Genomic DNA, 24,218 nt, shown 5'->3' on the forward strand with positions numbered 1-24,218 from the left:
TGGGTATGGAGGGGACAACTCCATACCCGTTTCCTGGAGACGAGTAATTCAGAAAGATTCAGCCGTATGCTGCAGTTTCAGCAACAACTGTTGCCGCTGGAATTAATCCGTTGATCATCAAGGTGACGGTGCGTTCCAACAGCGGTGAGTCGATAGCAATAGCACCACTCAAAATTTCATACTCAAGGTTCAGGATCGTACCGTGAGCAATTTGTGCAGCCGCTTCAGAATCAGCCAGACCCAGTAATTGGAAGAATTCCTTGATCATTGACTCTCTGGCGTGATTGGCCATCCGCACCGCGCGGGTCAGCTGCTCATTGCGAAGCGCTTCATTGCGGAATGCCAGTTCAACCAATCTGCGATCCCGGTCTTCAGCCTGGGTGCGGACATGAGTAAGAATAAAACGGGTCAATTGTTGAATCAGCAGTTTACGACTGCTATGTGACGCCCGTTCTTGTGCGGATAAATTCCGTGCCGCACTAAAACTCTCTTCATGCAGTTGGCGTGTAGCCTCGAGTCCCTGCTCAACAAAATAAGTAAATGAATCGCTGATCAGGTCATTCAGGTCTTTGAAATAATAAGTAGTAGCCGCGAGAGGAACGTTAGCTTCGCGGGCGACTGCACGGTGCCTGATGCCGCGGATACCTTCTTTAACGATCAGTCTCAGGGTGGCCTCTAGAATCGCCTTGCGCCGCAGACGGCTATCTGCGCGTTGGGCCCGGCGGCCGTGGTAGACCAATTCAGACTTTCCAGTGTCTACAGTCATAGCATTATCCCTGTCTTATTGCGTTGGCGCCGATAGCAAGGTGAAGCTGGTCGGCCGTGCCATTCTAGCCAAACAAAATTAAAAAAAGGGAATAAAGCTATTACATTCGATTACACGAATATTGCACTGGTACAGCGCAATTAATGTAAAAAAGTGGGGATTTGATGATGTATCTCATCATACTGAAAAAGTGAAAGATGAAAAATCCGCAAGATACAGATTAGTGAGGGGGTTCACATTTTGGCTTTTGGTGAAAAAGTTAAGTTCTGCAATCGATTGGTAGGACAAATAGCCATTCAATTGCAGAATTAAATTGGTTAGCTGCTGCTTATCTTAAGAGATTTTTCCGGTAACACGTACGCGCTTTGAGCCTGGAATGATCTTAACTTTCTGGCTTTTATGCCTTTCAATACCGATATCAATGGCGTTTTTTGCTGCGATCAATAAGCCGGCGACAAGGAACGCACCGGGAGGAAGCACGGCAACAAGAAAGCCTGGATAGTCACTGCCAAAAATTGAAATACCCCAATCTTTTGCCATTGAACCAAATAACAAGTCCATATCTGAAAATAGCGTGCCTTGGCCAAGAATTTCTCGGACTGCGCCAATGGCGATGAGTACTGCAGTGAAACCTATACCCATCATAAATCCATCTGCCAGGGACGGAAGCACGGGGTTTTTACTGGCAAAAGCATCTGCTCGCCCGAGGATCGCACAGTTGGTTACGATTAGCGGGATAAAAATACCTAGCACCAAGTAAAGCTCGTAGGTATAAGCCTTCATCAATAGCTCAACGCAGGTAACGAAGGTGGCGATGATCATAACGGAGGCTGGTAAACGGACAGTATCCGGAATTTGTCGTCGGATCAGGGAGACCGCAAGGTTGGAGCAGGTGAGAACTCCGGTAGTGGCCAAACCGAGGCCGATGCCGTTCACCACGGAACCGGTGACTGCCAGCAGGGGACAGAGGCCAAGTAATTGCACCAGCGCGGGGTTATTTTTCCACAGCCCATTTTGGGCGATTTCTGTGTAGCCGGGAGTTGCCATTAGTTCTGCTCCTCAACCGCCGCAGGTACTTGTTCCGAGTCGATTTCAGAGTTCTCAATCTCTACTGCTCGCTTGGACATTGGCGCATTAAATATTTGTTCGTGGTGCTGGGCTACAAACTCAAGCACCTGGTGTACTTCATTGACGACAGCGCGAGGAGTAATTGTAGCGCCAGTAAATTCATCAAAAACGCCGCCATCCTTTTGTACCTTCCAATCGGCTGAGGGCGGATTTTTTAGTGACAGGCCGTCAAACTGGAGCACCCAGTTACTTTTTTTCAGCTCGACTTTATCGCCCAGCCCCGGAGTTTCTGTGTGGCTTGTCACCCTGACGCCAGCAATGGTGCCATCGCGATTCACACCAACGAGTATTTTTATTGGGCCGGAATATCCATCTGGTGTGACTGCGGGCACAATGACTGCGGAGACTTTTCCGTCCTCTTCCCGCGCGAGATTGATATCTCCACCTTGTTGTAGGCCTAGCTGATTCCAGTAAGGTTTTGGAATTGGATAGGTGTCTACCAACATGTCATTACTGTGGCGTTCCAATGGGATAATTTCCAGTAGCGCTTTCGCCGAAGCTTCCCGGATAGCTCTCTCAATCGGCTCTTTAGTCGTAATCTGGGTCACTGCGAGTGTACCTGCAGTGACCAGGGCGATAAGAGTGAGAACAGCGGCATTGGAGGCCATTGACTGTTTAAGCATCAGCTCTCCTCCAGGTCGGTAGCGCGGCGGGAGCCCTTGTGGCCATAGGTCCGTGGAAGCGTGTAGTTATCAATGGTTGGTGTTGCAAAGTTCATCAGCAATACAGCAAAAGCCACCGCATCGGGGTAAGTGCCCCAGGCCCGGATTACATAAGTGAGCAGCCCCACACCGGCCCCAAAAATCAGGCGGCCCCGGTTACTGGTGGCACCGCTGACAGGGTCGGTAATAATAAAGAAGGCCCCAAACATGGTGGCTCCAGAAAATAAATGCAGTACGGGGGATCCCTCTGACAAGGAACTGCCGCTGTCGTAGAAAAACAGGGAAATCAGAGTGAGGGTGGCGAGCATGGCAACCGGTGCATGCCAGGTAATAATGCCGCGAAATAATAAGAACAGCCCACCTAACAGGAATCCGAAGCTGACGGTTTCCCAACCGACTCCAGCAAATGTGCCTTTATTGAGGACCGGCTCCATTTCATAGAGCTGGGAGAGAAGCACTGACTCATTTAATCGCACGATTTCCAGCGGTGTAGCGCGGGTAAAACCATCGACATTGTAGCTACCGATTACCAGAGAGAAGGCTTCCTCCAGGCTGGGTGTCCCGCCGATAACCTCTGCAGCTCCCACCCAGCGGGTCATATCTACCGGGAAACTAATCAGCAGGACAACATAGCCCACCATTGCGGGGTTAAATGGGTTGTACCCCATACCGCCATAAAGATGCTTGGCCAGGACAATAGCCACCGCAGTGCCCACTATCGGCAGCCACCAGGCACAGTAGGCCGGAAGCGCGATACCGAGCAGCAGTGCAGTTACAAAAGCACTGCAATCCCGCAGATAGAATGCTGCCGGCCTGCCGCGCAATCTCATTACCGCTGCTTCACACAGAAGCGCTGTGATTGTGCACAGGGCAATATTGATCAGTACGCCGATACCGAAATAAATCACCATCGCCAGCACACCGGGTATGGTGGCCGCAGCGACTTGTAGCATGACTTTGGTGGTGTCATTGCCGGAACGGGCGTGAGGGGAGGTGGCGCGCATCAGAGACATTATTGCTTTCCGTCCTGTGCTGCTTGTTGTTCGCGCATTTTGTCTTCCAGTTTCTTTTGTAGCTTCTCCAGGGCACTTTCGAATGCGCCCAGATTGGCATCATCTTCATCCCGAGCCTTTTGCAGGCGAGTCTCAGCTTTGGCGACGCGCTTGCGCAGTGCTTCGATATCTGCAGCAAGTCTGTCGGCGTCACTCATCTGGGCCCGCGCCTCTGCGGAGGCACGGGCTTTGGTAATTGCCCGCACAGCTGCATTGGTTTCTTCCTGGTTGGGCTCCCGGGTGGTATCCCTATCGGCGCGTCGTTCGGCAAGGGTCAACTTGTGTTGTGCTTCCTGCAATTTCACTTCAGCAGCTTTGAGTTGCGCTGCCAATTGGTCGCGCTGGCTCTCATCGGCAGCTTCCAGTTTATTACGCATGCGTTCCACCCGGCTCTCGGCACTGGAGAAAGTACGCTGGGCGCGGGCCAAAAGCTGCTTGGGGTCCTCCTGGCGGGACTTAACGCGCGCCAGGGCGGCGGCGACAACATCTGCTTCCTGCTTCTCAGCTTTGGCTGTCGGAGATTCAGGGTTTTGTTCCCTTTGCTGGCGAGCTTGTTCAGCGGCTTTGCGCCGGGCTTCGCGTTTCGCTTCTTTCTCTTTTTCAGCTTTTTCAAGGCGCAACTTGCGGAATTCGAAACGATCGCGTGCGCGATCGGACTTTTCTTTTTCCGCTTCAGCAGTGCGAATTGCACCTTTGGCAGCGCGGTAGTACTGAACCAGGGGAATCGTACTGGGGCAGACGTAAGAGCAGGCACCGCACTCGATACAGTCAAATAGGTTATAGGCCTGTAACTTCTCTCGTTCGTCGGCGCGGGCATACCAATAGAGTTGTTGCGGTAGCAGGGAAGCCGGGCATGCCTCTGCGCAAAAACCGCAGCGAATACAAGCTTGGGCCACCGGTGCTGGCGGTAGCTCCTCACGGGTCGGTACCAGCAGGCAGTTGGTGGTTTTCACGATTGGGGCGCGTTGATCGTCAATCGTATAACCCATCATCGGACCGCCGATGATCACCTTTTGCATCAGGCCCCGATGGACACCGTGATATTTGAGGATATGTTCTATGGGAGTGCCGATAGGTACGTCGATATTGCGCTGCTGCTCCAGCGCTTTGCCGACAACAGTCGTCACTCGGCTGATCAGGGGTTCGCCAAACCGAATCGCGCGATATACCGCGCGAGCAGTGCCGACATTCTGGCATACAATCCCCACGTTAGCCGGTAGCCCTTTGTTGGGCACTTCTCGGCCGGTAAGAATTTGAATCAGCTGTTTTTCGCCGCCGGACGGATACTTTGTGGGGAATACCACGATATCGAAACGGGTGCCTTCGACAGCTTTGCGCATCGCGCGGATAGCTTTGGGCTTATTGTCTTCAATACCAATCAATACCCGTTCGGGCTGGTCGAGGATATGGGCAAGAATTTCCACGCCAGCGATAATTTCGTCGGCACGCTCCCGCATAAGCATATCGTCGGCAGTGATATAGGGTTCACACTCTGTGCCATTGATAATCAAAGTATCAATTTCGGCGCCGCCGTGAGGGTCTAGCTTCACAGCGGTTGGAAATCCTGCACCGCCCATGCCGGCAATACCGCAGTCGCGGATCTTGTCCAGAAGCTCTATCGGTGAAACCTGGAGGTAATCTTCGCAGGGGGTGAGATCGCACCAGGCATCGTCGCCGTCTGTGCGAATGACAATGCAGTCCTCCAGCAGACCCGAAGGGTGGGGCACTGGATAGGGTTCAATGGCCATAACCCTGCCGGAGCTGGGAGCATGCACTGGACAGCTAATGAAACCGTCGGCCTCGGCAATCTTTTGTCCCTTTAATACCTTATCACCGAGGTTCACCAGCGGTATGGCGGTGGTACCAGAGTGCTGTAGCAGTGGTACGATCAAGTCCTCGGCGAGGGGGATCACTCCTATAGGCTCACCGGTACTCTGGTGTTTGTTCTCGGGAGGGTGCACTCCGCCGGGGAAGTCGTTGGGGCGCAGCTCGCGCGCTTTTTCACTGGCAATCAGTTGTGCCTCGCGGGCTGCGCGTCTCTCCTGAACGGCCTCTCTTTGCTTGGTCTTGCTATCTACGGGGTTCAAACCGCGCCTCCCCCGGTATGTTCTTGAATAGTGCGGCGATCGCTGGCAATCAGCACCGAGCTATCGCTGGGCTTGTGTGGGTGCCAATCCTGTAAAGCGGTTTCCAGGGGAACCATATCGATACAGTCAACGGGGCAAGGTTCGACACAAAGGTCACATCCTGTGCACTCATCGGTGATCACCGTGTGCATATATTTGGCGGCGCCCGCAATGGCATCTACCGGACAGGCCTGAATACATTTGGTGCAACCGATGCACTCTGCCTCGCGGATAAATGCCACTTTTTTTACATCTTCAATACCGTGCTCGGCGTCCAACGGCATGGGCTCTATATCCAGCAGATTGGCCAACTCATTGATAGTGGCCTGCCCGCCGGGGGGGCACTTGTTGATGGTATCGCCGTGCACTATCGCTTCTGCGTAGGGGCGACAGCCGGGGTAGCCACACTGGCCACACTGAGTCTGTGGCAACAGGGCATCGACCTGCTCAACGAGTGGGTCACCCTCCACCCGGAAGCGAACGGCGGCGAAACCCAGCAGGGCACCGAATACCAATGCCATGCCACCAAGCACCAGCAGGGGAGAAGAAATTTGTGAAATCCAGTCCAGCATTTCGAAACCCTATACCAGACCGCTAAAGCCCATAAATGCCAGTGACATCAGTCCGGCAGTGACCATACCGATTGCGGCGCCGCGAAATGGCAGCGGGACATCGGCGGCAAAGAGGCGCTCGCGCATCGAGGAAAACAAGATTAATACCAGGGAGAAACCCACTGCTGCGCCAAACCCGTAAAGAGTGGATTGTATAAAAGTATGCGCTTTCATAGTGTTCTGTAGGGCGACACCCAACACGGCACAGTTGGTAGTGATCAGCGGTAGAAAAACGCCTAACACCTTGTACATCAAGGGGCTGGTCTTCTGGATAAACATCTGCGTGAACTGTACGACAACAGCAATCACCAGAATAAATGAGATGGTGCGAAGATCTTCAATACCAAAGGGGGCCAACAGATAGGTGTTGACCAGGTATGAACAAATAGAGGCCAAAGTAAGTACAAAGGTGGTAGCGCCGGCCATACCCACAGCGGTCTCCAGTTTATTGGAAACTCCCATAAACGGGCACAGGCCGAGAAACTGCACTAACACATAATTATTGACCAAGATGGTGCTGAGCAGAATGACGGCAAATTCGGTCATAACAGGTCCGGTTAAAGCCCGAGGGCGGAGTGGCGCGAACAGCGGCAATGGCGTCGGCAGGGTTAAGGTGAGACTAGCACCTTCCTTGTGAGCACCGTCGAATGCCGCGCAGGGCGGCTATTATGGTTGAGTCGCTTGGGGGCTTCAACTCGTGAGGAGGGTGGCAGGGGAAAAGGGCCGACAAAGGGCCACCTCTGGATCAAAAGGCCTCCACTTGGAGTAAAGGTGGAGGCCTTTGTGGATACTATTTGCAGTACCTTTGCCAATTTGAAACGATAGGTACAAGATGGGTGCCCCAGTTTGGTACTTGGTGTTAAGCGTGGGGTAGAGGCAATACAGTATATTGACTCGGCATGCGTGTTTTTGCTTGAGAGCAACCTTAAATTCAGTTGGAGCAGTTTAATGTCGAACGAAACCTACACTCCCCCCAAGGTTTGGCAGTGGGATAAGGAAAGCGGGGGCGCTTTTGCCAGTATCAATCGGCCGGTAGCGGGTGCGACCCATGATAAAGCGCTGCCGCAGGGGCAGCACCCGATGCAGCTCTATTCTTTGGCCACGCCGAACGGGGTTAAGGCGACGGTGATGTTAGAGGAGTTATTGGAACTCGGGTTTGAGGGAGCAGAATACGATGCCCATTTAGTCCGTATCACTGAAGGAGAGCAGTTTGGCAGTGGTTTTGTTGAGGCAAACCCAAATTCCAAGATTCCGGTCTTAGTGGATCACAGCACTACGCCACCAATCCGGGTATTTGAAAGTGGCTCCATACTGCTCTACCTGGCAGAAAAGTTTAATGTCCTCTTGCCTCATACGCCCGAGCAGCGCACCGAGGCTTTGAATTGGCTCTTCTGGCAGATGGGCTCGGCCCCTTACCTGGGGGGAGGCTTTGGACACTTTTATGCCTATGCACCGGAAAAATATGAATATCCGATCAACCGATTTGCTATGGAAGTAAAGCGCCAGTTGGACGTATTGGACCAACAGCTGGCGAAGCATCCGTATGTGGCGGGAAGGACTTATACCATCGCCGATATTGCGATCTGGCCCTGGTATGGGGCTCTGGTGCGCAATGAAGCTTATAGTGCGGCGGAATTTCTCGATACCCAGAGTTATAAAAATCTCAATCGTTGGGTGGGGGAAATTGCAGAGCGGCCAGCAGTAAAGCGCGGACGAATGGTCAATCGAACCTGGGGTGAGCCCAGCGAACAACTACATGAGCGCCACAGCGCCGGTGATTTTGACAATAACACCCAAGATAAAGTGACTGATAAGGATGTTGATTAATACAGGGTATTAATAGGTAAGGCTGGCACAAGGATGTGTCAGTATCTATTTTCTAAGGTTATTTTCCGTTGCCCCTCTTTTTAGAAGTGGCCGTTAATTAATATTTATATAAAGAGTAGCGTCGGCTAAAAAGCCCTCATAGACAGCATAAACTGAACCACCTGTGAGGTGCGGGGCAATTGCCATAATTTTTCCGCCGCGAAGCCGGCGATTAAAGCGAGGCCTAAAACCAATGGCAGGGGAATTCCCTGTAAACGCTGCTGAACATCTTGCTGTTGCTGATTTACGATTGCCAATACACTGAGCCGCTGTCGCTCCGTATCCCGGCTGCATTGTTCGATCTGTTTATTTAAAGACTTCAGTGACATCGTTTAAAGCCTCTTTAACTTGTCGCTTGGTCTCTTCAAAACCCAGTAGGGGCACCAGCTTCTTTTGATAAACGATAGCTCCCGCCAAAATAGCGACCTGGATAAGAATAAATACCAGAAATGCCAAATAAATAGACTGGGAAAAATAGTAGGCAATCAGCCCAACGCCTCCACAGAGACTGACGATGAGGGCCGCACTTAGAGGCAGTAACATCAGTTGCAGGGCAACAATACGCTTGCCGGCTGCAATCGTTCTATCCAACTCCAACTGGAATAGCTTTTGAATATTAGCCAACCAGGCAGTCAGTAGGGTCAGTGTTGCCTCGGCGCGAGCAAGGGTAGCTTCAAGGCTATTTTCACCTTCTCCATCAGAGTCTTTCCCTGAGGGAGAAGGTGAAGACTGACCCGGGCTGCGCTCCTGCGCAGCGGAATCGGCATTCTCGCCAGACGCTTGGGACTTTTTTTCATTGCCCATCGGGGGGTGTCCTTACCAGTCGAAAAAAAGAGAGAAGCGTTACTTAAAGAGCTTCGCAATTGCCCAGCCAACAACAAATGCACAGCCAACAGCGAGAATGGGGCGCTCCCGAAGTGAGGACTCCGCTTTTTCCATTACATCGGTGGCACGTTGTCTCTGGGACTCTACAGAGGTCCGGGCCCTCTCTTTCAAGCTGCCAGCAGCTTGTGAAGCGGCCTCTCCAGCAAGATTATAGGCCTGTTGCAGCTTCTCCCTACTGGAGTTCGTATGTGGAGATCTTGCGGTTGCCATCAGGTTTCTCCTCTCGGGGTTTAATTGCCGAGGAAGTCTATAGTCCCGCGTGGTAATTCCCACTTGAAAAAGGGGTTTTTTTCACTCGATTTTTGCAGGAAAAAGTCCCTGTCTCTGCTACTGATCTTGGACTATGGCTGATAGTTGTTCGGGCTCAGTCGTGGTTTCAAACGGCAAAAGTCGGCCTGAGTTCACAGAGGGGCTTAGCCCCCGGGCCGGCAGATGCCTGAGATGGCTTGGGTTAGATAAAAGCGAGCTGTTTATGGATAGCTGGTACTCTCACTTTTCCAGGTTTCAATATTCTCTACGACCCCATTGAGTAGGCGCTGGCGAGATTCATGGCTGATCCAGGCGTTGTGGGGGGTGATAATCAAATTGGGGATATCTCTGTCCAGTAGTGGGTGACTGGCGGGTGGGGGCTCCTGGCTGAGGACATCCAGCGCCGCCCCCCCAAGGTGTCCACTGCGCAAAGCATCCGCCAGTGCCTGTTCATTGACCAGCCCGCCCCGAGCCGTATTGACCAGGAGTGCGCCGGGTTTCATCGCGGCGATGAATTGCTCGTCTACCAGCTGATCGGTTTCTTCTGTGAGCGGGCAGTGCAGGCTGATGACATCGGACTCTGCACACAATTGTTGCAGTGGCGTCCTGCCTTCAGCGGGTGTGCCGCTAAATGATTCAGCCACCAGTACCCGCATGTCCAGGGCTTCCCCCAGTTTTGCCACCTTCTGCCCGAGTGCACCAAAGCCAATGATACCGAGTGTTTTTCCTGCGAGTTCAACCACTGGGTGATCGAGCAGGCAAAAAATTGTAGATTGGCTCCAGCGTCCGGCAAAAACATCGTTGTGATAGCGGTGCCACTTGGAAGCAAGAGCCAGGATCAGGGCAAGAGTGTGCTGTGGTACAGAAGCCCCCGCATAACCTTTAACGTTGTACACCGGAATATTTAATTCCTGTGCGGCGGCGAGATCGATGTTATTTGTACCGGTTGCACAAACACAAACCATTTTTAATTTGCTGGCCTGCTCCAATAATGTGCGGCTTATTATGACTTTATTGGTTATTACCACCTCGGCCTCGGCGATTCGCTCCGCGACTTTTTCGGCGGGAGTCGTTTCATAGAAGTCCCACTGGTCTAGACTATTTGTTAGGGCCGAGGTATCCAGCTCCTCAAGCTTCATTGTCAAAGTGTCCAGAAATACGCCGCGCATGACATCTCCTCGATAGATTTGCAGTGTGGTGGACATGCTACGGCAGTGAAGAAGGAATGCAAAACTTTGCTGGCCAGCGGCCTTAACTGCGCATATTCGTGGCTACGGTTGGTTTGTCGGGGCCTTTCTGTCGCAATTGAAGAGGGCCTCTATGGGAATATCGTTTACCGCTGCCAGTCTTGTTTTAATTTCTGCATTTCTACACGCGGGTTGGAATTTACTGGGGAAGTCCCGCACACCAACTCCCGCCTTTTTTTGTATCGCGACTCTCAGTGTTGGAATTTTTCTTTTACCGCTAAATTTTTGGTTGCTATATCAGGTTGATTCACTCCCGCGAAGTTTTTGGATCCTCCTTATCGGTAGTGGTTTTTTTCAAATGATTTATATGGGGGGCTTATCCCTCGCCTACCAGCGAGCCAATATGGGGTTGGTTTATCCCATTGCACGGGCATTACCAGTGCTATTGGTTGCACTGGCAACAGTATTGCTGGGGCAATCATTGCCCCCACTCGCCTGGGTGGGAATGCTGTTGGTGACAATTGGCTGCCTGCTGGTACCGTTGGTGTACTTTCGTGAGTGGCATTGGAGGGCTTATTGGCGCGCAGACTGCGCCTGGGCACTGGTCGCTGCCATTGGCACTGTCGGCTATTCACTGGCAGATAAAGGGGCGCTGATCTACCTGGGGGATGCTGCGGGAGGCACTATCCCTGCGCTTGTTCTGGCGTACAGCTACTTGGGAATGCAGTTTCTCGCGTGTGGTTTGTGGCTGCTTCTGGGGTGCCTGGGTCAGAGTGGCACTGCGCCTTTGATACAAAGTTTTCGGGATTTGAAGGTAGGGGCGCTGACCGGTGCCATGATGGGAGCGACTTACGGCTTGGTACTGCTGGCGATGACAATGACTGAAAATGTGAGTTATGTAGTCGCCCTAAGGCAGTTGAGTATTCCCCTTGGCGTGGGTTTGGCGGTCTGGTTACTCAAGGAGCCGGCACACAGGCCCCAGCTGCTGGGAGTGGGGCTGGTGTGTGCCGGCTTGATTGCAGTTTCCCTGCGTTAGCGCAGGGAAATTACATTACGCGCATACCGGGTTTGGCGCCCTCGTGGGGCTCCAGTATCCACAGGTCCTTACCTCCGGGACCCGCTGCCAGAACCATACCCTCACTGACACCAAAGCGCATTTTACGCGGCGCCAGGTTAGCGACCATAACGGTGTGCTTACCTTCCAGGTCTTCAGGGGCGTAGGCGCTTTTAATACCGGCAAATACCTGGCGGGTTTCGCCGCCCAGGTCCAGGGTTAAGCGCAGCAGTTTACCGGCGCCTTCAACATGCTCAGCTTTGGCGATCAGGGCGATCCTCAAGTCTACTTTGGCGAAGTCATCAAACTGGATTTCCTCAGCAATGGGGTCCTCCGCCAGAGGGCCGGTAGCAGCTTTGGTTTCCGCTTGTAGCTGGGCCAGGGATTCCGCAGCCGCATCCATAACCGCATCTACCTGGGTTTTCTCCACCCGTTGCAGCAGCGGCTTGAACTTCTTGATTTCGTGATCTGTCAGCGGTTTGGTTGCGCTGTTCCAGTCCAGCTCACTGTTGAGGAACTCCGCCGCTTTTTGTGCAGTGTTGGGCAATACCGGGGCGAGCCAGGTGATCAGGGCGCGGAACATATTCACACCCTGGGAGCAAATAGCCAGAACCTCAGCTTCGGTGCCCTCCTGCTTGGCCAGGGACCAGGGAGCCTTGTCGGCGATCCAGGCGTTGGCGGCGTCGGCCAGAGCCATAATGTCGCGCATGGCGCGCGCATATTCCCGCTGCTCGTAATACTCGGCAATTCGTGGAGCTGCTTCTACAAACTGGTTCCACAATTGTTTGTCGGCCAGTCCGTCGGCCAGCTTGCCACCGGACTTGCTGACAAACTTGGCGGTGCGAGAGGCGATATTGACTACTTTACCCACCAGATCAGAGTTCACCTTGGCGATAAAATCGTCCAGGTTCAGATCCAGGTCATCGACGCCACCGGTCAGTTTGGCGGCGAAGTAGTAGCGCAAATACTCAGGGCTCAAGTGATCCAGGTAGTTGCGGGCATTGATAAAGGTGCCGCGGGACTTGGACATCTTCTTGCCGTTTACGGTAAGGAAGCCGTGTACGCAAACTTTGTTGGGGGTGCGGAAGTCCGCCGAGTCCAGCATGGCCGGCCAGAAGAGTGCGTGGAAGTTGACGATATCCTTACCGATAAAGTGATACACCTCGGCATCGCTGTCTTTTTTCCAGTAGGCCTGCCAATCCAGCCCGTTGCTGTCGCAGTAGTTTTTGAGACTGGCCATATAGCCAATGGGAGCGTCGAGCCACACGTAGAAATATTTGCCCGGCGCATCGGGAATTTCGAAACCGAAGTAAGGGGCGTCGCGGGAAATATCCCACTCTTGCAGGCCCTCTTCCAGCCATTCGGCCAGCTTGTTGGCTACTTCATCCTGGAGAGTGCCGGAGCGGGTCCACTCGCGCAGGTATTCGGTGAATGCGGGCAGGGTAAAGAAGAAGTGCTCTGACTCCTTTTCTATCGGAGTGGCGCCGGAGATTGCTGATACCGGATCGATCAGTTCGGTAGGGCTGTAGGTGGCGCCACAGGCTTCACAGTTATCACCATACTGGTCGGGCGTGCTGCAGCGGGGGCAGGTTCCCTTGATATAGCGATCCGCCAGGAAAAGCTGTTTCTCTGGATCGAAAGCCTGGGTAATAGTGCGCGATGCGATGTGGCCGTTTTCGCTGAGGCGGCGGTAGATCATTGCCGACAGCTCGCGGTTTTCCTCTGAATGGGTGGAGTGGTAGTTGTCTACACCAATTAGGAAGTCGGCGAAGTCGCGCTCGTGTTCTGCCTGCATATTGGCGATATGCTGTTCCGGGGTCAGGCCCAGTTGTTCAGCCTTCAGCATAATTGCAGTGCCGTGAGCATCGTCGGCACAGATATACAGGCAGTTATTACCGCGCGCACGCTGGAAGCGGGCCCAAATATCGGTTTGGATATATTCGAGCACATGGCCCAGATGTAGGGAGCCATTGGCATAGGGCAGTGCGCTGGTGACGAGAATGTTGCGCGTATCGGACATCGGTTTTTCCATCGCTGTGGGGTTGCGGCCAGGGACTCACGGAGAGTGGGCCGAAGATCGTCAAAAGACCGCGGAATATAGCAGATTTGCACTATGTCGTGGAGGGATCAAGCTGGCTTATGTGAATCCTTGTTTGGCTGCTGTGGCTGGTGTTAGGCCGCGTCATCCGACACAATGCGAGCCAATCTAGAAGCGCTGAGAGGGAGATACCGTGAGCGATCATCATCACGATCATGACGAGCTGTCACAGGAAGTTCAGGCTGAACTGGAGCGACTGGCGGAGTGCCTCGGCCAGTTGCATGATCCTGCCAGTGGCTTGCCGCTGGATGATTTGGACGCAGAAATTGAAGTTGGGTATGAGGACGAAACTGTTTTCGCCGGGATTACCCTGGGATATCCGTGTGCGAGCCAGGAGGCAGATTGGCTCCAGCGGGTGGAGGAGAGCTGTCAGCCGCTGTTGAAAGCCGGGCCCCTCAAAGGCTCCAAGTTGCAGTTTGAGCTGTTCAGCGATATTCCCGCTACGCCGACTTCCGGGGCGCCGGAAACTCTGGCGAAGGTAAAAAACATTGTTGCTGTGGCGTCGGGCAAAGGCGGGGTTGGCAAGTCCACGACTGCGGTCAATCTGGCCCTGGCCCTGGCGGCGGAAGGTGCCCGGGTTGGTTTGTTGGATGCTGATATCTACGGCCCGAGCCTGCCCACCATGCTGGGAACTGAAGACCAGCGCCCGCATGTGAAAGAACAGAAATTCTTTGTGCCGGTAGAGGCCCATGGAATAGAGACAATGTCTCTGGGGTACCTGATGACCGAGGAGACCCCAGCGGTATGGCGCGGGCCTATGGCCAGCGGCGCGCTCAACCAGATTCTCAGTCAAACCCTGTGGGGGGAAAGTCGGGATGGGCTTGATTACCTGGTTGTGGATATGCCCCCGGGTACTGGGGATATTCAATTGACGCTGGCACAGAAAACTACCTTGGCCGGTGCGGTAATTGTAACTACCCCTCAAGACCTGGCACTAAAAGATGCCATTAAGGGCGTGGAGATGTTCCGCAAGGTATCGGTACCTGTGTTGGGTATTGTGGAAAATATGGCGCTGCATACTTGTTCCAAGTGTGGTCACAGCGAGCCAATTTTCGGTACCGGTGGCGGTGAGCGAATCGCTGCAGAGTACGATACCCATTTACTGGGTGAGCTTCCGCTGGCACAGAAAATCCGCGCCGATGTGGATAGCGGACAGCCCAGTGTTATTTCCGATCCAGATAGTGAAATTGCTGGTTTTTATTGCGAAATTGCCCGCAAGGCTGCTGCCCAGATCTGGTTAAACAGCAGTGATGACAGCGATATGCCGGAAATCGAAATAAGTTGAACCCATTCGCGATATTGATCACAAAGAAATAATTTTCTTTGTTTTTCTGTTTTTACCGGGCTCCAATATTTTTATATTGATGCAGCCCGGTGTCCCTCATTGAAGTAAGCCGTACTAGTTTGTTCCTTGTTTTATGGTACAGATTTCCTTTTAGCGATAGTCCATTTCTGTCGCGCCCTGGGTAAATTAGAAGTTTCAAAATATTTCACAGAATTACCTGGTAAAAAACAGGGGTATTTTGATCGTACTAGTTACTTATTGTTTTAAAAATCATAAAGCCGATATTTTTTTGCGATATAGACCGCTTATGATTTTTAGGTGGCAGTATTTGCAGGTTTTTTGTCGCTTATTAAATCCAGTTGGGGCTGAGGGTATTAAAACGGGTTTACAGGTGCAGTATTTTCGCCGACAAACGTCAAACCCTTTATACGGATGTTGGATTGCCGTTGAGATAGAAGTAAATATCAGGAGTGTACGAGAAAAAAGTCTGCCTTATTTCGCGTTTTCAATACAGGTAAGACAATAAAAAGAGGCATTGCGGAAGCTGTAGTCGATAAAAATAAAAAAGACAAGCGCACGGGTGCTGTTATCAATGAATTTTCATATTAGCTATCGGCCGGCGGGTGGAATAGCGCGTGTGCTTTTTTTTGGTCCGGTGGGGTATAAGGACAAAATAGAAGCCATTGCACTACTGGTGGAAAAGTATCGCCACCGAAAGCCCCTACGTGTACTACTCGACCTGCGTTATGCGCGCAGCAAAACCACACTGGAGGAGCACCAGAAATTTATTCACTTTATTGCTGAGAACCCTGTGCTGCGACGGGCATTTATCGCGGTGTTACATCCGCGAGGGCGCTGGACCTGTCCGCTGCCCAGCCATGGCTCCTGCCTGTGCAGGCTCAGTTCTAGGGAGTTCGTTGTGGAGGCTGAGGCAGAGGCCTGGCTAGCCCAGATAAAGGTCGTACCTCAGCCTCTTGCTCTCTAGGGGAGGAGTTAGGCCTGCTGGTTGCGCGCCTGTTGGGCTTCAGCCTGGCGGCGGCGCTCCTCTCTCTTTTGCTCGCGGCGGGAGACGGTTTGCGCGCGGGCGTCCTGGCCAATGTGTACTTCACCGCGCTGTTTGGCCAGCTGAATTTGCTTTTCGCGCTCGCGGAAACGGGCTCGGTCAGCTTCAGGCACCTTGTCGTGGCAGTGCGGGCAGCTTACACCCTGCTCGAACAGGGGAGATTGCTGGTCTTCCTCAGTGATGGGCATGCGGCATGCATTGCATTGATCGTATTTGCCGCGTTCCAGGTTGTGGTTGACTGTCACCCGCTCATCGAAAACAAAGCACTCGCCTTCCCACAGGGATTCTTCTGCTGGGACTTCTTCCAGGTATTTCAAAATACCGCCGTGGAGGTGATATACCTCTTCAAAGCCCTGCTCTTTCATATAGGCTGTGGACTTCTCGCAGCGGATACCGCCGGTGCAGAACATGGCGACCTTCTTGTGCTTGGCCGGGTCCATATTCTCTTTTACGTACTGCGGGAACTCGCGGAAAGTTTCAGTTTCTGGGTTGATGGAATTCTTGAAAGTACCAACCTGGAATTCATAGTCATTGCGGGTGTCCACGACAACAACCTCTGGGTCGCTGATCAGGGCATTCCAGTCTTTGGGTTTGACATAGGTGCCGACGGTGCGCAGTGGATCAATGCCCTCTACACCCATGGTGACAATTTCTTTCTTTAGCTTCACTTTGCTGCGCAGGAAGGGCATTGCCTGGGTGATGGACTCTTTGTAGTCCAGGTTGGCGAGGCGCTCGTCTGACTTCAAATGGGCTAATACCGCGTCGATACCTTCGCGGGAGCCGGCTACAGTGCCATTGATGCCCTCTTGGGCCAACAGCAGGGTGCCGCGAACACTGTTTTCTTGCATCACCTCCAGCAGTGGGGCGCGAAGCGTTTCAAAGTTCTCAAGGGTAACGAACTTATACAGTGCACAGACAACAAATTGGTTCATGGTACTTCCTCAGTTGCGGGCCGGATCGCAAATCCGGAGCAGAAAAAATCGCCGCGCATTTTATCGCAAAAAAAGGAGCTTGTCGTACAGTAAGCAGGCGGTCCGCATCTGCAAGAAAAGGGATTTGTAGTTGACCGTCGGGCCGCAAGTTGTCAAAGTTCTGGCCGAAATTTCAAGGTCACAGCGAGGCGAATCCCATGGGCGAAGAGTTTGCACCGAAAGAGTCGGAGTTGAGCCAGATCTATCGGGAGGGCGAGGTTTCCGTCCAGATCGATATTTATGAAGATGGTGAGGGCGGCTGGCTGCTTGAAATCGTCGATGAACACAACAACTCAACCGTTTGGGAAGACGCGTTTGAGACTGAGCGGGAAGCGCTGGATGAAGCGCTCGATGCTCTTAAAGAGGAGGGGATCGCTACCTTTGTTGGGCCAGTTCAGGAAGCCGATGGCAGCTGGTAAGCCCTCTTCAGAATGAATCGGCTGACTGGCAATTCCCAGCGGGAGTTGTGGCAAAAGTCGGCTGACATTTGTTCAAACTGCTATGGTTAATGTGAGAAGGGAATCGCGACTGTGTAACAGCACACCCAATCACAGTGCCGCCGCGAGACAATGGTGGAATCCAGGTCTCCGGCGGTACTACCTAACCTGCGGTTACCCTCCCCATGAACCTGCGCTGCCTTATTCTGCTGGTGACTGTATTAAGTCCACTGGTATCCGCAGAGAGCATCCGCCTTTCCAATCGACAGCTGCTCACCACTGACCTAAAAGAAGCCCGACTTATCTCCGAATTGAGTGGCTATGCCATTGTTGCCGGGCGCCATTGTCTCGATTGCGACGAGAACCTGGCAATTTATATACAGAGAGTTGGCCGCGCCGATATGGGGATAAACCCAGAGAAAATTGGTATTGAGGCTGATCGCTATACCTATCCCGGCCGCTATCTAGATTACATGACCAAGAAACTGGTGGAAAAAACCCGCATGTTTTATGGGCTCTGTCACGAGGGGCAGCCATCGCTTTTATGGCTAACGGAATACAGGGAGGGTGAGCGCTGGGTAAAATCAGAATACTTAATATTAATTGGCGAGGATGGATTAAAACATCGCTATACCGAGAACCAGCAGCCGAGCTTGTTTTATATCGGAAATTCAAATTGTACAGAGCTAGAAGGGTTTTTAATGGAGATGGAACCCTGATTGCTTTTTGGTGGATTGGATATAAATTCTTTTAACAATAAAAAAACCCCGCTGGAGGGCGGGGTCACAAGCTCTGTTGAAATTAGGTCTAATTACTTTACGGGTTCAAAAACAATCTTCAGTTTTTTCTTGCCCCAGGCGCGGGCTTTCTTAATGTCTTTCTCCATCCAAACATCGATTCGGTTAGTAAAACGCTTGTTCATACGGTCGCGCACGGTATAGGTGCCAGGCAGACCTTCAATTTTAACTTTGGCGCCGTTAGTCAGACCGTGTTTTTCCAGGTCACGGGATACGGCGATAATTTTGTCACCGGGGCGCAGGCGGTTGTTCCAAGCTGCTACCCAGGGATCACTGTCAGTTTGTCCGGGTACAGAGTTGTAAGCAGTTGCGTCAACAATCATGGTTTTCTTAAGTGCTGCTGAGGCATTAACGCTTACACCGATAGCGAGCAAGGCAGCAATAAAAAAGGCAGTATTTCGCAGAGTCTGTTTCATCATGTCCCATTACCTCCAGGTCATAAATGGTCACAAGCCAAGGGCTGCTTGTGAAATTTCCAAGTTTGTTTGGAAATCGTTGATCAATATTTAATCAACGCTGGCTATATTACCGGCGATTCCTGAGGTATCAACTTTTTCCTGCAAAGCGAGAAAAAGCCGTATGAATTGGCGGGTTATTTACAGAAAATAAAAAAATGGCTTAATTTTCAGATATAAAGAACAATAAAATTGCGCTGTATATATTTTGTACAGAAGGAAATGGCCGGATAGAACCCAGCTCCTTGGTAAATGGTTTCAAAAGAGAAAAATTGCGTGACAGCGATGTCATTCTAAAGAGTCGTGCTAGGAGTGGTGGAGGACATTGCTTAGCATGACTGGAACAGTAAAAAATTCCTTATAAATTATTTGTGACTTATTCTCCATATATTGCTGATATGACAAAAAACAGCAGGTTTTAGCGGAAAAACCGGTGCGTCACATTAAAAAGTGCAGGGAATCCCCAGTACTTACAGCGCGGTTTCGGGGTTTTCCAGTATCGGTTCCACCTGGCTGCGCAGTGCGGATAAGTAGTCACTGTCTTCCTGGAGGTCCGGCAGCTTGTGCTGCATGTCCAGCTTCACCGTTTTTTCCAACCAGATGATGGCTTCCTCCAGGTTTCCCTGCCATTCACAGACTTGCCCCAGGTTGAAATAGGTGATGGCAAGGTTCTGCCATTCCGCCTGTTCGCGCAGGCCTTGGATTGCACTCTTATATAGAAGGTAAGCCGAGCGTAAAAGATGAGCTCGCTGAGTGTGCTCTTTCTCCGTTGCTGCTTGCTGATGGTAAGTGTGTGCCATGGCCGACCGCACTCTTGCGGTGGACTGCGGTAGCACCGCGCCGGCATCCAGGTAATTGAGGACCGATTCGAACTGTGCGCGGGCAAGGGGGTAGAGGTCAGGTCGCGCTTGGGCGCTAAATGCATTGAGCACAATGCCGTAGCGGTAGCGCAGGGCCTGTTGTTGATCCGGATAGTCGGACAGTGAGGAGATGGCCTTTTCGTAAAGTGGCAGTGCGTCGGCGTAGTTGCCCGTGCGGGCGTAGGTTTCAGCCTCAGTAACCAATGCCAGGGAGTGTTGGGCCTGGGATAGATGGTGCCCTAATTGTTGTTTCCCGGAGTTTGAGCTTATGGATATTGCTGCTAGCAATACGGCGATGCCAAGCAGTGCGTAAAACAGCATGAGCAGGTTTGAGAGATGTTTGTGCATAGGCACTTCCCGCAGGCTACTTTGGGTGGACAGTAAGAGACCCGGAGATATGGGCCCCTTACGTCAGTAAATGCCTATTTATCCAGTTGTGCCAGTAGCCCCTGTAGCGGATGGCGCAAGGATACGCCTGCAAAGCGATTGGCCTGGCAACGACAGGAATAGCCGGTGGCCAACTGGTTTTCGCTACTGTTCAATCGGGGCGCCCAGGATTGCTGGAAAATGACTCGTGAGGTCTCTTTGTGATCTGCTTCGTGGCCATAGGTACCGGCCATACCGCAACAGCCGAGGCTTTCGGTAGCGAGTTCCAGGCCCAGGGCAGTGAAAACATTTTTCCAGTCTTTCACCGAGGCGGTGGCATTGGTTTGTTCACTGCAATGGGGTAGAAGCTGGAAGCTGGCGGGCGCTATGCGGTGGCGCTGTTGTTCCAGGTGCTCCCGCTGGGAAGCCAGCCATTCCTGTAACAACTGGACCTTGGGGGCCTCATCGCCCATCAGCTTTTTATATTCCGAGCGATAAGTCAGGGTCATTGAGGGGTCGATGCCCACAAGGGGTATACCGCTGGCGGCGAGGTCGTTAAGCATCTGGCTGTTTAATTCAGCGACCCTCTGGAACTGGCGCAGGAAACCGTGCACATGCAGGGGTTTGCCGTTGGCGCGGTAGGGCGCCAGCATGGGGACAAAATCGAGCTGCTTTAACAAGCGCACGATGTCGGCAACCACTTGGGCATCGAAGTAACTGGTAAAAGCATCCTGCACTATCACCACTGCGCGACTGCGCTGTGCCGGACCCAGGGACTCCAGGCAGGCCGCACTGGCGACAGGCACACCCAGCTCCGCCATAGTCGCTTTCAAGGTTTTTTCCGATAACAGCGGGCTGTCCACCATGCCGAACAGGCGCTCCATCAGGAAGGAAACTGGCTTGAGTTTTAGTGGCCAGTTGTATAACTGGGGTAGCTTGGCCAGGTGTGGCATCAGGAATTCCAGCCCACCGACGGCGTAATCTTTTAGCGGACGCAAATAGCGGCTGTAGTAGAGTTCAAGGAATTTGCTGCGAAACTCCGGCACATCCACTTTTATCGGGCACTGCCCTACACAGGATTTACAGGCCAGGCAGCCTTGCATCGCCTCGTTAACTTCGTGGTTGAAATCGTACTCACCCCGGGTTTTTGCCAGGGAATTGATGATGCGCTTGGGGAGTCCGACAAAAAAGGAGCGTTCCCGCAGGCGCTGGGCACTGGAGACCGCATCAACATTTTTTTCGCTGAGCAATCGCAGCCATTCGCGCATTAAAGAGGCGCGCCCTTTGGGAGAGTGAATACGGTTGCGAGTGGCCTTGTAGGAAGGGCACATGGCATCGTCGGGGTTCCAGTTAAAGCAAGCGCCATTGCCGTTGCAGTGCACACCTTCCTCATAGCCCTCCCAGACCTGGGCGGGAATTTGCCGGTCCCGCTCGCCTCGGGTGGATACCTCGTCAATTTTCAGCAGCTGGCTGTCATCACTGGGGGTAGCTATTTTCCCCGGATTGAGTTGGTTGCGAGGATCGAAGGCGGCTTTGATTTTTTGCAGCTCTGGGTAGAGCTCGCCAAAAAATTCTGGTGCGTATTCAGACCTGACACCTTTCCCATGCTCCCCCCACAAAAGGCCCTTATATTTCTGTGTGAGGGAGACTACCTGATCGGTGATCGGACGAATTTGTGCGGCTTGCTGGGGGTCTTTCATATCAATTGCCGGACGCACGTGCAGCACGCCCGCATCGACATGGCCAAACATACCGTAGTCGAGATTGGCCTCATCCAATACCGCGCGGAACTCAGCGATAAAATCCGCCAGGTTTTCCGGTGGTACTGCCGTGTCCTCGACAAAGGGAATTGGGCGTTTTTCTCCCTGGGCATTCCCCAGTAAGCCCACGGCCCGTTTGCGCATGGCCCAGATTCGATTAACCTCGGCGTGCCCTCGGGCAATGGAATAACCGAAACTTTTACCTGCTTGGCCAATAGCTTCATCAATATGAGCGGTAAATTGGGCTAGTGCCTGCTCCAATTCCTCTTCGCTATCGGCGGCGTACTCGACTAAATTAATGCCCTTGACCGGGCGATCGTCCGCTGGGAAAAATTCACTGACGCTGTGCCAGACGATATCTTCCATCGCCAGCTGCAACACTTTGCTGTCCACTGTCTCGATAGACATGGGACCGGCCAGCATCAGGTCTTTGGCGTCGCGTAGCGCCTCTTGAAAATGGTCGTACTTTAAATTGACCAGAGCGACACATTTGGGAATTGGCAACAGGTTGAGTTTTGCCTCGGCGATAAAACCCAGGGTTCCCTCTGAGCCACAGAGAACACTATTGAGGTTAAAGCCTTTGTCGTCGCGAATATGAGCCAGGTCGTAGCCGGTGAGGCAGCGGTTCAGCTTGGGAAACTTTGCTGTGATTAATTCTGCTTTTGTACGCGCGATAGAATCACAGACTTGGTGAACCTGCGCAGAGCGTTTATCCCCGACACTAACTTGTGCCAGCTCCTCATCGTCGATCGGGGCCGAGTGCCAAACCTCACCGCCCAATAATACCGTGTGTAACTCCAGCACGTGATCGCGGGTTTTGCCGTAGACACATGAACCCTGGCCCGAGGCATCGGTATTGATCATGCCGCCAATGGTGGCTCGGTTACTGGTGGAAAGCTCCGGAGCAAAAAAGAGGCCGTGGGGTTTGAGTGCTGCATTCAGTTGATCTTTGACCACTCCGGCCTGTACCCGGACCCAGCGCTTCTCAACATTGATTTCGAGGATCTGGTTCATATGGCGGGAGATATCCACAACCAGTCCATCGGTCAGGGACTGGCCGTTTGTGCCGGTACCACCGCCACGGGGGGATAGCACTACCGAGTGAAACTCCTCCCTGTCAGCCAGCTCGGCGAGCAGCTGCAAGTCGCGATTGTCGCGGGGATAGACAACAGCCTGAGGGAGGACCTGGTATATCGAATTATCGGTAGCCAGAACCGTGCGGCTGGCATAACTGGGGGTGGTATCGCCACGGAAACCTGCGTCCTTCAGTTCCTGCAAGAACTGCAAATAGAGCGCCTGAACCTCGTCGACTTCGCGCAATGCTGGAATCATGAGCTAATCCGTACTTTCCGGGAGGTATGGGCCGCATCGCAGACCGGGGACTGGCGATAAGAGTGCGCGCAGCGCTAAAACTCGGAATGAACGCGGCTTTGCATTGTAGCTTTGGTTTGTATTTGCGCAAGCCACGGTTACCTTGCAAGAGACTTCCAAAAACTTATACAAGAGCAGATCTTGTATAAGTTTTAGTGACAGGCTATAAAAAAGGTAGGCCATTACCTGCACACTTTGTGACTATGAATATTCAATTCCTGCCGCATAAGATTCCCGTTGGTATCAGCCGCTGTGCCGTGGGTGATCCCGTTCGATATAACGGTAGCCATAAGCACAGCAAAGTCTGCACTCAGCTGCTGGGTAATTGCTTTGATCTGCAAGCTTACTGCCCGGAAGTGGCAATAGGCTTGGGAGTGCCCCGCCCACCAATTCACCTGATTGTCAGTGATCGCTTGCGTGCAGTTGGGCGCGATGACACCAATATCGATGTGACAGAGGATCTTGAGGCTTACGCAGATGAGATAAGCCCGGAGGTTGAGCAGTTGCGCGGTTTTATCCTGATGCAAAAGTCTCCCAGCTGCGGTGTGCGTACTACCCCCCATTACAAAGAAGATGGTCGCGGTGTACTGGCGCATTCGGCAGGTCTATTTGCTGCGCGTGTGAGAGAGAATTTCCCCCACCTCCCTATGGAGGAAGTAGGGCGACTGAATGCCAGCGATATTCGCGAGAACTTTTTAACCCGAGTATTTGCTTACGATGCCTGGCATCGCTATGTATCGCCGGATCCTCGACCCGCTAAAGTTATTGAGTTTTACACCGCTTATAAGTACCTCTTGCTAGCCCATAGCCAGCCTCTGACCCGTGCCTTGGGTCAGTTTGTTTCCAACTCTCGTGCGGTGACCCCCGAAGAGTTCGCTTATGAAATTCGTGGGCGGATTATGGATATTCTCTCCCAACATGCATCGCGCAAGGATCGAACCAATGCACTGATGCACAGCCAGGGGCATTTAAAGGGCTATTTAAGCCGGGAAGAGCGGGCTGAATTAGCCCAGCTTATCGAGGAGTACCGGCAAGGGCATAAACCGATTTCGGCGGTGCTTACTATGCTCCGTCATTACTTGCCGAGAAGCCCACACCACTTTATCCACAGTCAGGTCTTACTCGCTGCCGAGCCGGCAGAGTTGGGTTTGTGTGAATTTCGATAATGA

Annotated in this window: 23 protein-coding genes; 7 read left to right on the forward strand and 16 right to left on the reverse strand. The window is 52.6% G+C overall.

Going from position 1 to position 24,218, the window contains the following annotated elements; translation table 11 throughout:
* Positions 1–58: 58 nt before the first annotated feature.
* The 7 genes from ACJJI8_RS09485 to rsxA form a co-directional block, all read right to left on the reverse strand.
* Entirely contained in the window at positions 59–766 is a 708-nt protein-coding gene (locus ACJJI8_RS09485; RefSeq protein WP_282934272.1) for a TetR/AcrR family transcriptional regulator, read from the reverse strand.
* A gap of 333 nt (positions 767–1,099) precedes the next feature.
* Entirely contained in the window at positions 1,100–1,813 is a 714-nt protein-coding gene (locus tag ACJJI8_RS09490) for an electron transport complex subunit E (RefSeq protein WP_444934879.1), read from the reverse strand.
* Entirely contained in the window at positions 1,813–2,517 is a 705-nt protein-coding gene (gene rsxG, locus ACJJI8_RS09495) for an electron transport complex subunit RsxG (protein ID WP_413664384.1), read from the reverse strand. The genes ACJJI8_RS09490 and rsxG overlap by 1 nt, the downstream gene beginning before the upstream one ends.
* Complete coding sequence (locus ACJJI8_RS09500; RefSeq protein WP_282934269.1) at positions 2,517–3,569, reverse strand: RnfABCDGE type electron transport complex subunit D; 1,053 nt, start codon at positions 3,567–3,569, stop codon at positions 2,517–2,519. Before ACJJI8_RS09500 ends, rsxG begins: the two co-directional genes overlap by 1 nt.
* Positions 3,569–5,620, reverse strand: coding sequence for an electron transport complex subunit RsxC (gene rsxC, locus ACJJI8_RS09505; RefSeq protein WP_444935160.1), 2,052 nt, complete (start codon positions 5,618–5,620; stop codon positions 3,569–3,571). Before rsxC ends, ACJJI8_RS09500 begins: the two co-directional genes overlap by 1 nt.
* Positions 5,621–5,691: 71 nt before the next feature.
* Positions 5,692–6,306, reverse strand: a complete 615-nt coding sequence (rsxB, locus tag ACJJI8_RS09510; RefSeq protein ID WP_444934880.1) for an electron transport complex subunit RsxB — start codon at positions 6,304–6,306, stop codon at positions 5,692–5,694.
* A gap of 9 nt (positions 6,307–6,315) precedes the next feature.
* Positions 6,316–6,891, reverse strand: a complete 576-nt coding sequence (rsxA, locus tag ACJJI8_RS09515; protein ID WP_108731788.1) for an electron transport complex subunit RsxA — start codon at positions 6,889–6,891, stop codon at positions 6,316–6,318.
* A gap of 402 nt (positions 6,892–7,293) precedes the next feature.
* Between rsxA and yghU the strand changes: the two genes are divergently transcribed.
* Positions 7,294–8,172, forward strand: a complete 879-nt coding sequence (yghU, locus tag ACJJI8_RS09520) for a glutathione-dependent disulfide-bond oxidoreductase (protein ID WP_444895198.1) — start codon at positions 7,294–7,296, stop codon at positions 8,170–8,172.
* Between the two features lie 125 nt (positions 8,173–8,297).
* Here yghU and ACJJI8_RS09525 read toward each other — a convergent pair whose 3' ends face one another.
* From ACJJI8_RS09525 to ACJJI8_RS09540, 4 genes are all read right to left on the reverse strand, one after another.
* Entirely contained in the window at positions 8,298–8,540 is a 243-nt protein-coding gene (locus ACJJI8_RS09525; RefSeq protein ID WP_413664387.1) for a hypothetical protein, read from the reverse strand.
* On the reverse strand, positions 8,518–9,015 hold the full coding sequence (locus tag ACJJI8_RS09530) for a hypothetical protein (RefSeq protein ID WP_413664388.1): 498 nt from the start codon (positions 9,013–9,015) through the stop codon (positions 8,518–8,520). Before ACJJI8_RS09530 ends, ACJJI8_RS09525 begins: the two co-directional genes overlap by 23 nt.
* Positions 9,016–9,054: 39 nt before the next feature.
* Positions 9,055–9,306 carry a hypothetical protein gene (locus tag ACJJI8_RS09535; RefSeq protein WP_282934265.1) on the reverse strand — a complete coding sequence of 84 codons (252 nt, stop codon included), beginning with the start codon at positions 9,304–9,306 and terminating at the stop codon, positions 9,055–9,057.
* A gap of 260 nt (positions 9,307–9,566) precedes the next feature.
* On the reverse strand, positions 9,567–10,514 hold the full coding sequence (locus ACJJI8_RS09540; RefSeq protein ID WP_444934881.1) for a D-2-hydroxyacid dehydrogenase: 948 nt from the start codon (positions 10,512–10,514) through the stop codon (positions 9,567–9,569).
* 151 nt (positions 10,515–10,665) lie between these two features.
* Here ACJJI8_RS09540 and ACJJI8_RS09545 point away from each other — a divergent pair, with 151 nt between their 5' ends.
* Entirely contained in the window at positions 10,666–11,568 is a 903-nt protein-coding gene (locus ACJJI8_RS09545; RefSeq protein ID WP_444934882.1) for an EamA family transporter, read from the forward strand.
* 10 nt (positions 11,569–11,578) lie between these two features.
* Here ACJJI8_RS09545 and metG read toward each other — a convergent pair whose 3' ends face one another.
* Positions 11,579–13,606, reverse strand: coding sequence for a methionine--tRNA ligase (gene metG / locus ACJJI8_RS09550; RefSeq protein ID WP_444934883.1), 2,028 nt, complete (start codon positions 13,604–13,606; stop codon positions 11,579–11,581).
* 211 nt (positions 13,607–13,817) lie between these two features.
* On the opposite strand from metG, the gene apbC reads away from it, so the two are divergent.
* Both apbC and ACJJI8_RS09560 read left to right on the forward strand, forming a co-directional pair.
* The gene (apbC, locus tag ACJJI8_RS09555) at positions 13,818–14,969 is read left to right on the forward strand and encodes an iron-sulfur cluster carrier protein ApbC (protein ID WP_444914753.1); all 1,152 of its coding nucleotides are present in this window, start codon (positions 13,818–13,820) and stop codon (positions 14,967–14,969) included.
* Positions 14,970–15,561: 592 nt separating this feature from the next.
* Positions 15,562–15,954 carry a hypothetical protein gene (locus ACJJI8_RS09560; protein ID WP_282934259.1) on the forward strand — a complete coding sequence of 131 codons (393 nt, stop codon included), beginning with the start codon at positions 15,562–15,564 and terminating at the stop codon, positions 15,952–15,954.
* A gap of 8 nt (positions 15,955–15,962) precedes the next feature.
* Here the strand turns inward: ACJJI8_RS09560 and trhO are convergent, their stop codons facing one another.
* Positions 15,963–16,964, reverse strand: coding sequence for an oxygen-dependent tRNA uridine(34) hydroxylase TrhO (gene trhO / locus ACJJI8_RS09565; RefSeq protein WP_444892795.1), 1,002 nt, complete (start codon positions 16,962–16,964; stop codon positions 15,963–15,965).
* 197 nt (positions 16,965–17,161) lie between these two features.
* On the opposite strand from trhO, the gene ACJJI8_RS09570 reads away from it, so the two are divergent.
* Together ACJJI8_RS09570 and ACJJI8_RS09575 are read left to right on the forward strand one after the other, a co-directional pair.
* Positions 17,162–17,422 (forward strand): hypothetical protein, encoded by a 261-nt coding sequence (locus tag ACJJI8_RS09570; protein ID WP_108731798.1) that lies wholly within the window; start codon positions 17,162–17,164, stop codon positions 17,420–17,422.
* A gap of 203 nt (positions 17,423–17,625) precedes the next feature.
* Positions 17,626–18,159, forward strand: coding sequence for a hypothetical protein (locus ACJJI8_RS09575; RefSeq protein ID WP_444934884.1), 534 nt, complete (start codon positions 17,626–17,628; stop codon positions 18,157–18,159).
* A gap of 92 nt (positions 18,160–18,251) precedes the next feature.
* Here the strand turns inward: ACJJI8_RS09575 and ACJJI8_RS09580 are convergent, their stop codons facing one another.
* From ACJJI8_RS09580 to ydiJ, 3 genes are all read right to left on the reverse strand, one after another.
* Positions 18,252–18,656, reverse strand: a complete 405-nt coding sequence (locus tag ACJJI8_RS09580) for a 3D domain-containing protein (RefSeq protein WP_238152122.1) — start codon at positions 18,654–18,656, stop codon at positions 18,252–18,254.
* Positions 18,657–19,162: 506 nt separating this feature from the next.
* A complete protein-coding gene (locus tag ACJJI8_RS09585; protein ID WP_444934885.1) occupies positions 19,163–19,900 on the reverse strand; it encodes a tetratricopeptide repeat protein in 738 nt (245 codons plus the stop codon).
* Positions 19,901–19,974: 74 nt separating this feature from the next.
* Positions 19,975–23,010 (reverse strand): D-2-hydroxyglutarate dehydrogenase YdiJ, encoded by a 3,036-nt coding sequence (gene ydiJ / locus ACJJI8_RS09590; protein ID WP_444934886.1) that lies wholly within the window; start codon positions 23,008–23,010, stop codon positions 19,975–19,977.
* Between the two features lie 242 nt (positions 23,011–23,252).
* Between ydiJ and ACJJI8_RS09595 the strand changes: the two genes are divergently transcribed.
* Positions 23,253–24,215: a YbgA family protein gene (locus ACJJI8_RS09595; RefSeq protein WP_108731802.1), complete on the forward strand. Its 963-nt coding sequence runs from the start codon at positions 23,253–23,255 to the stop codon at positions 24,213–24,215.
* Positions 24,216–24,218 lie beyond the last annotated feature (3 nt).

This window comes from Microbulbifer maximicatervae (SeqCode), from assembly GCF_052467695.1.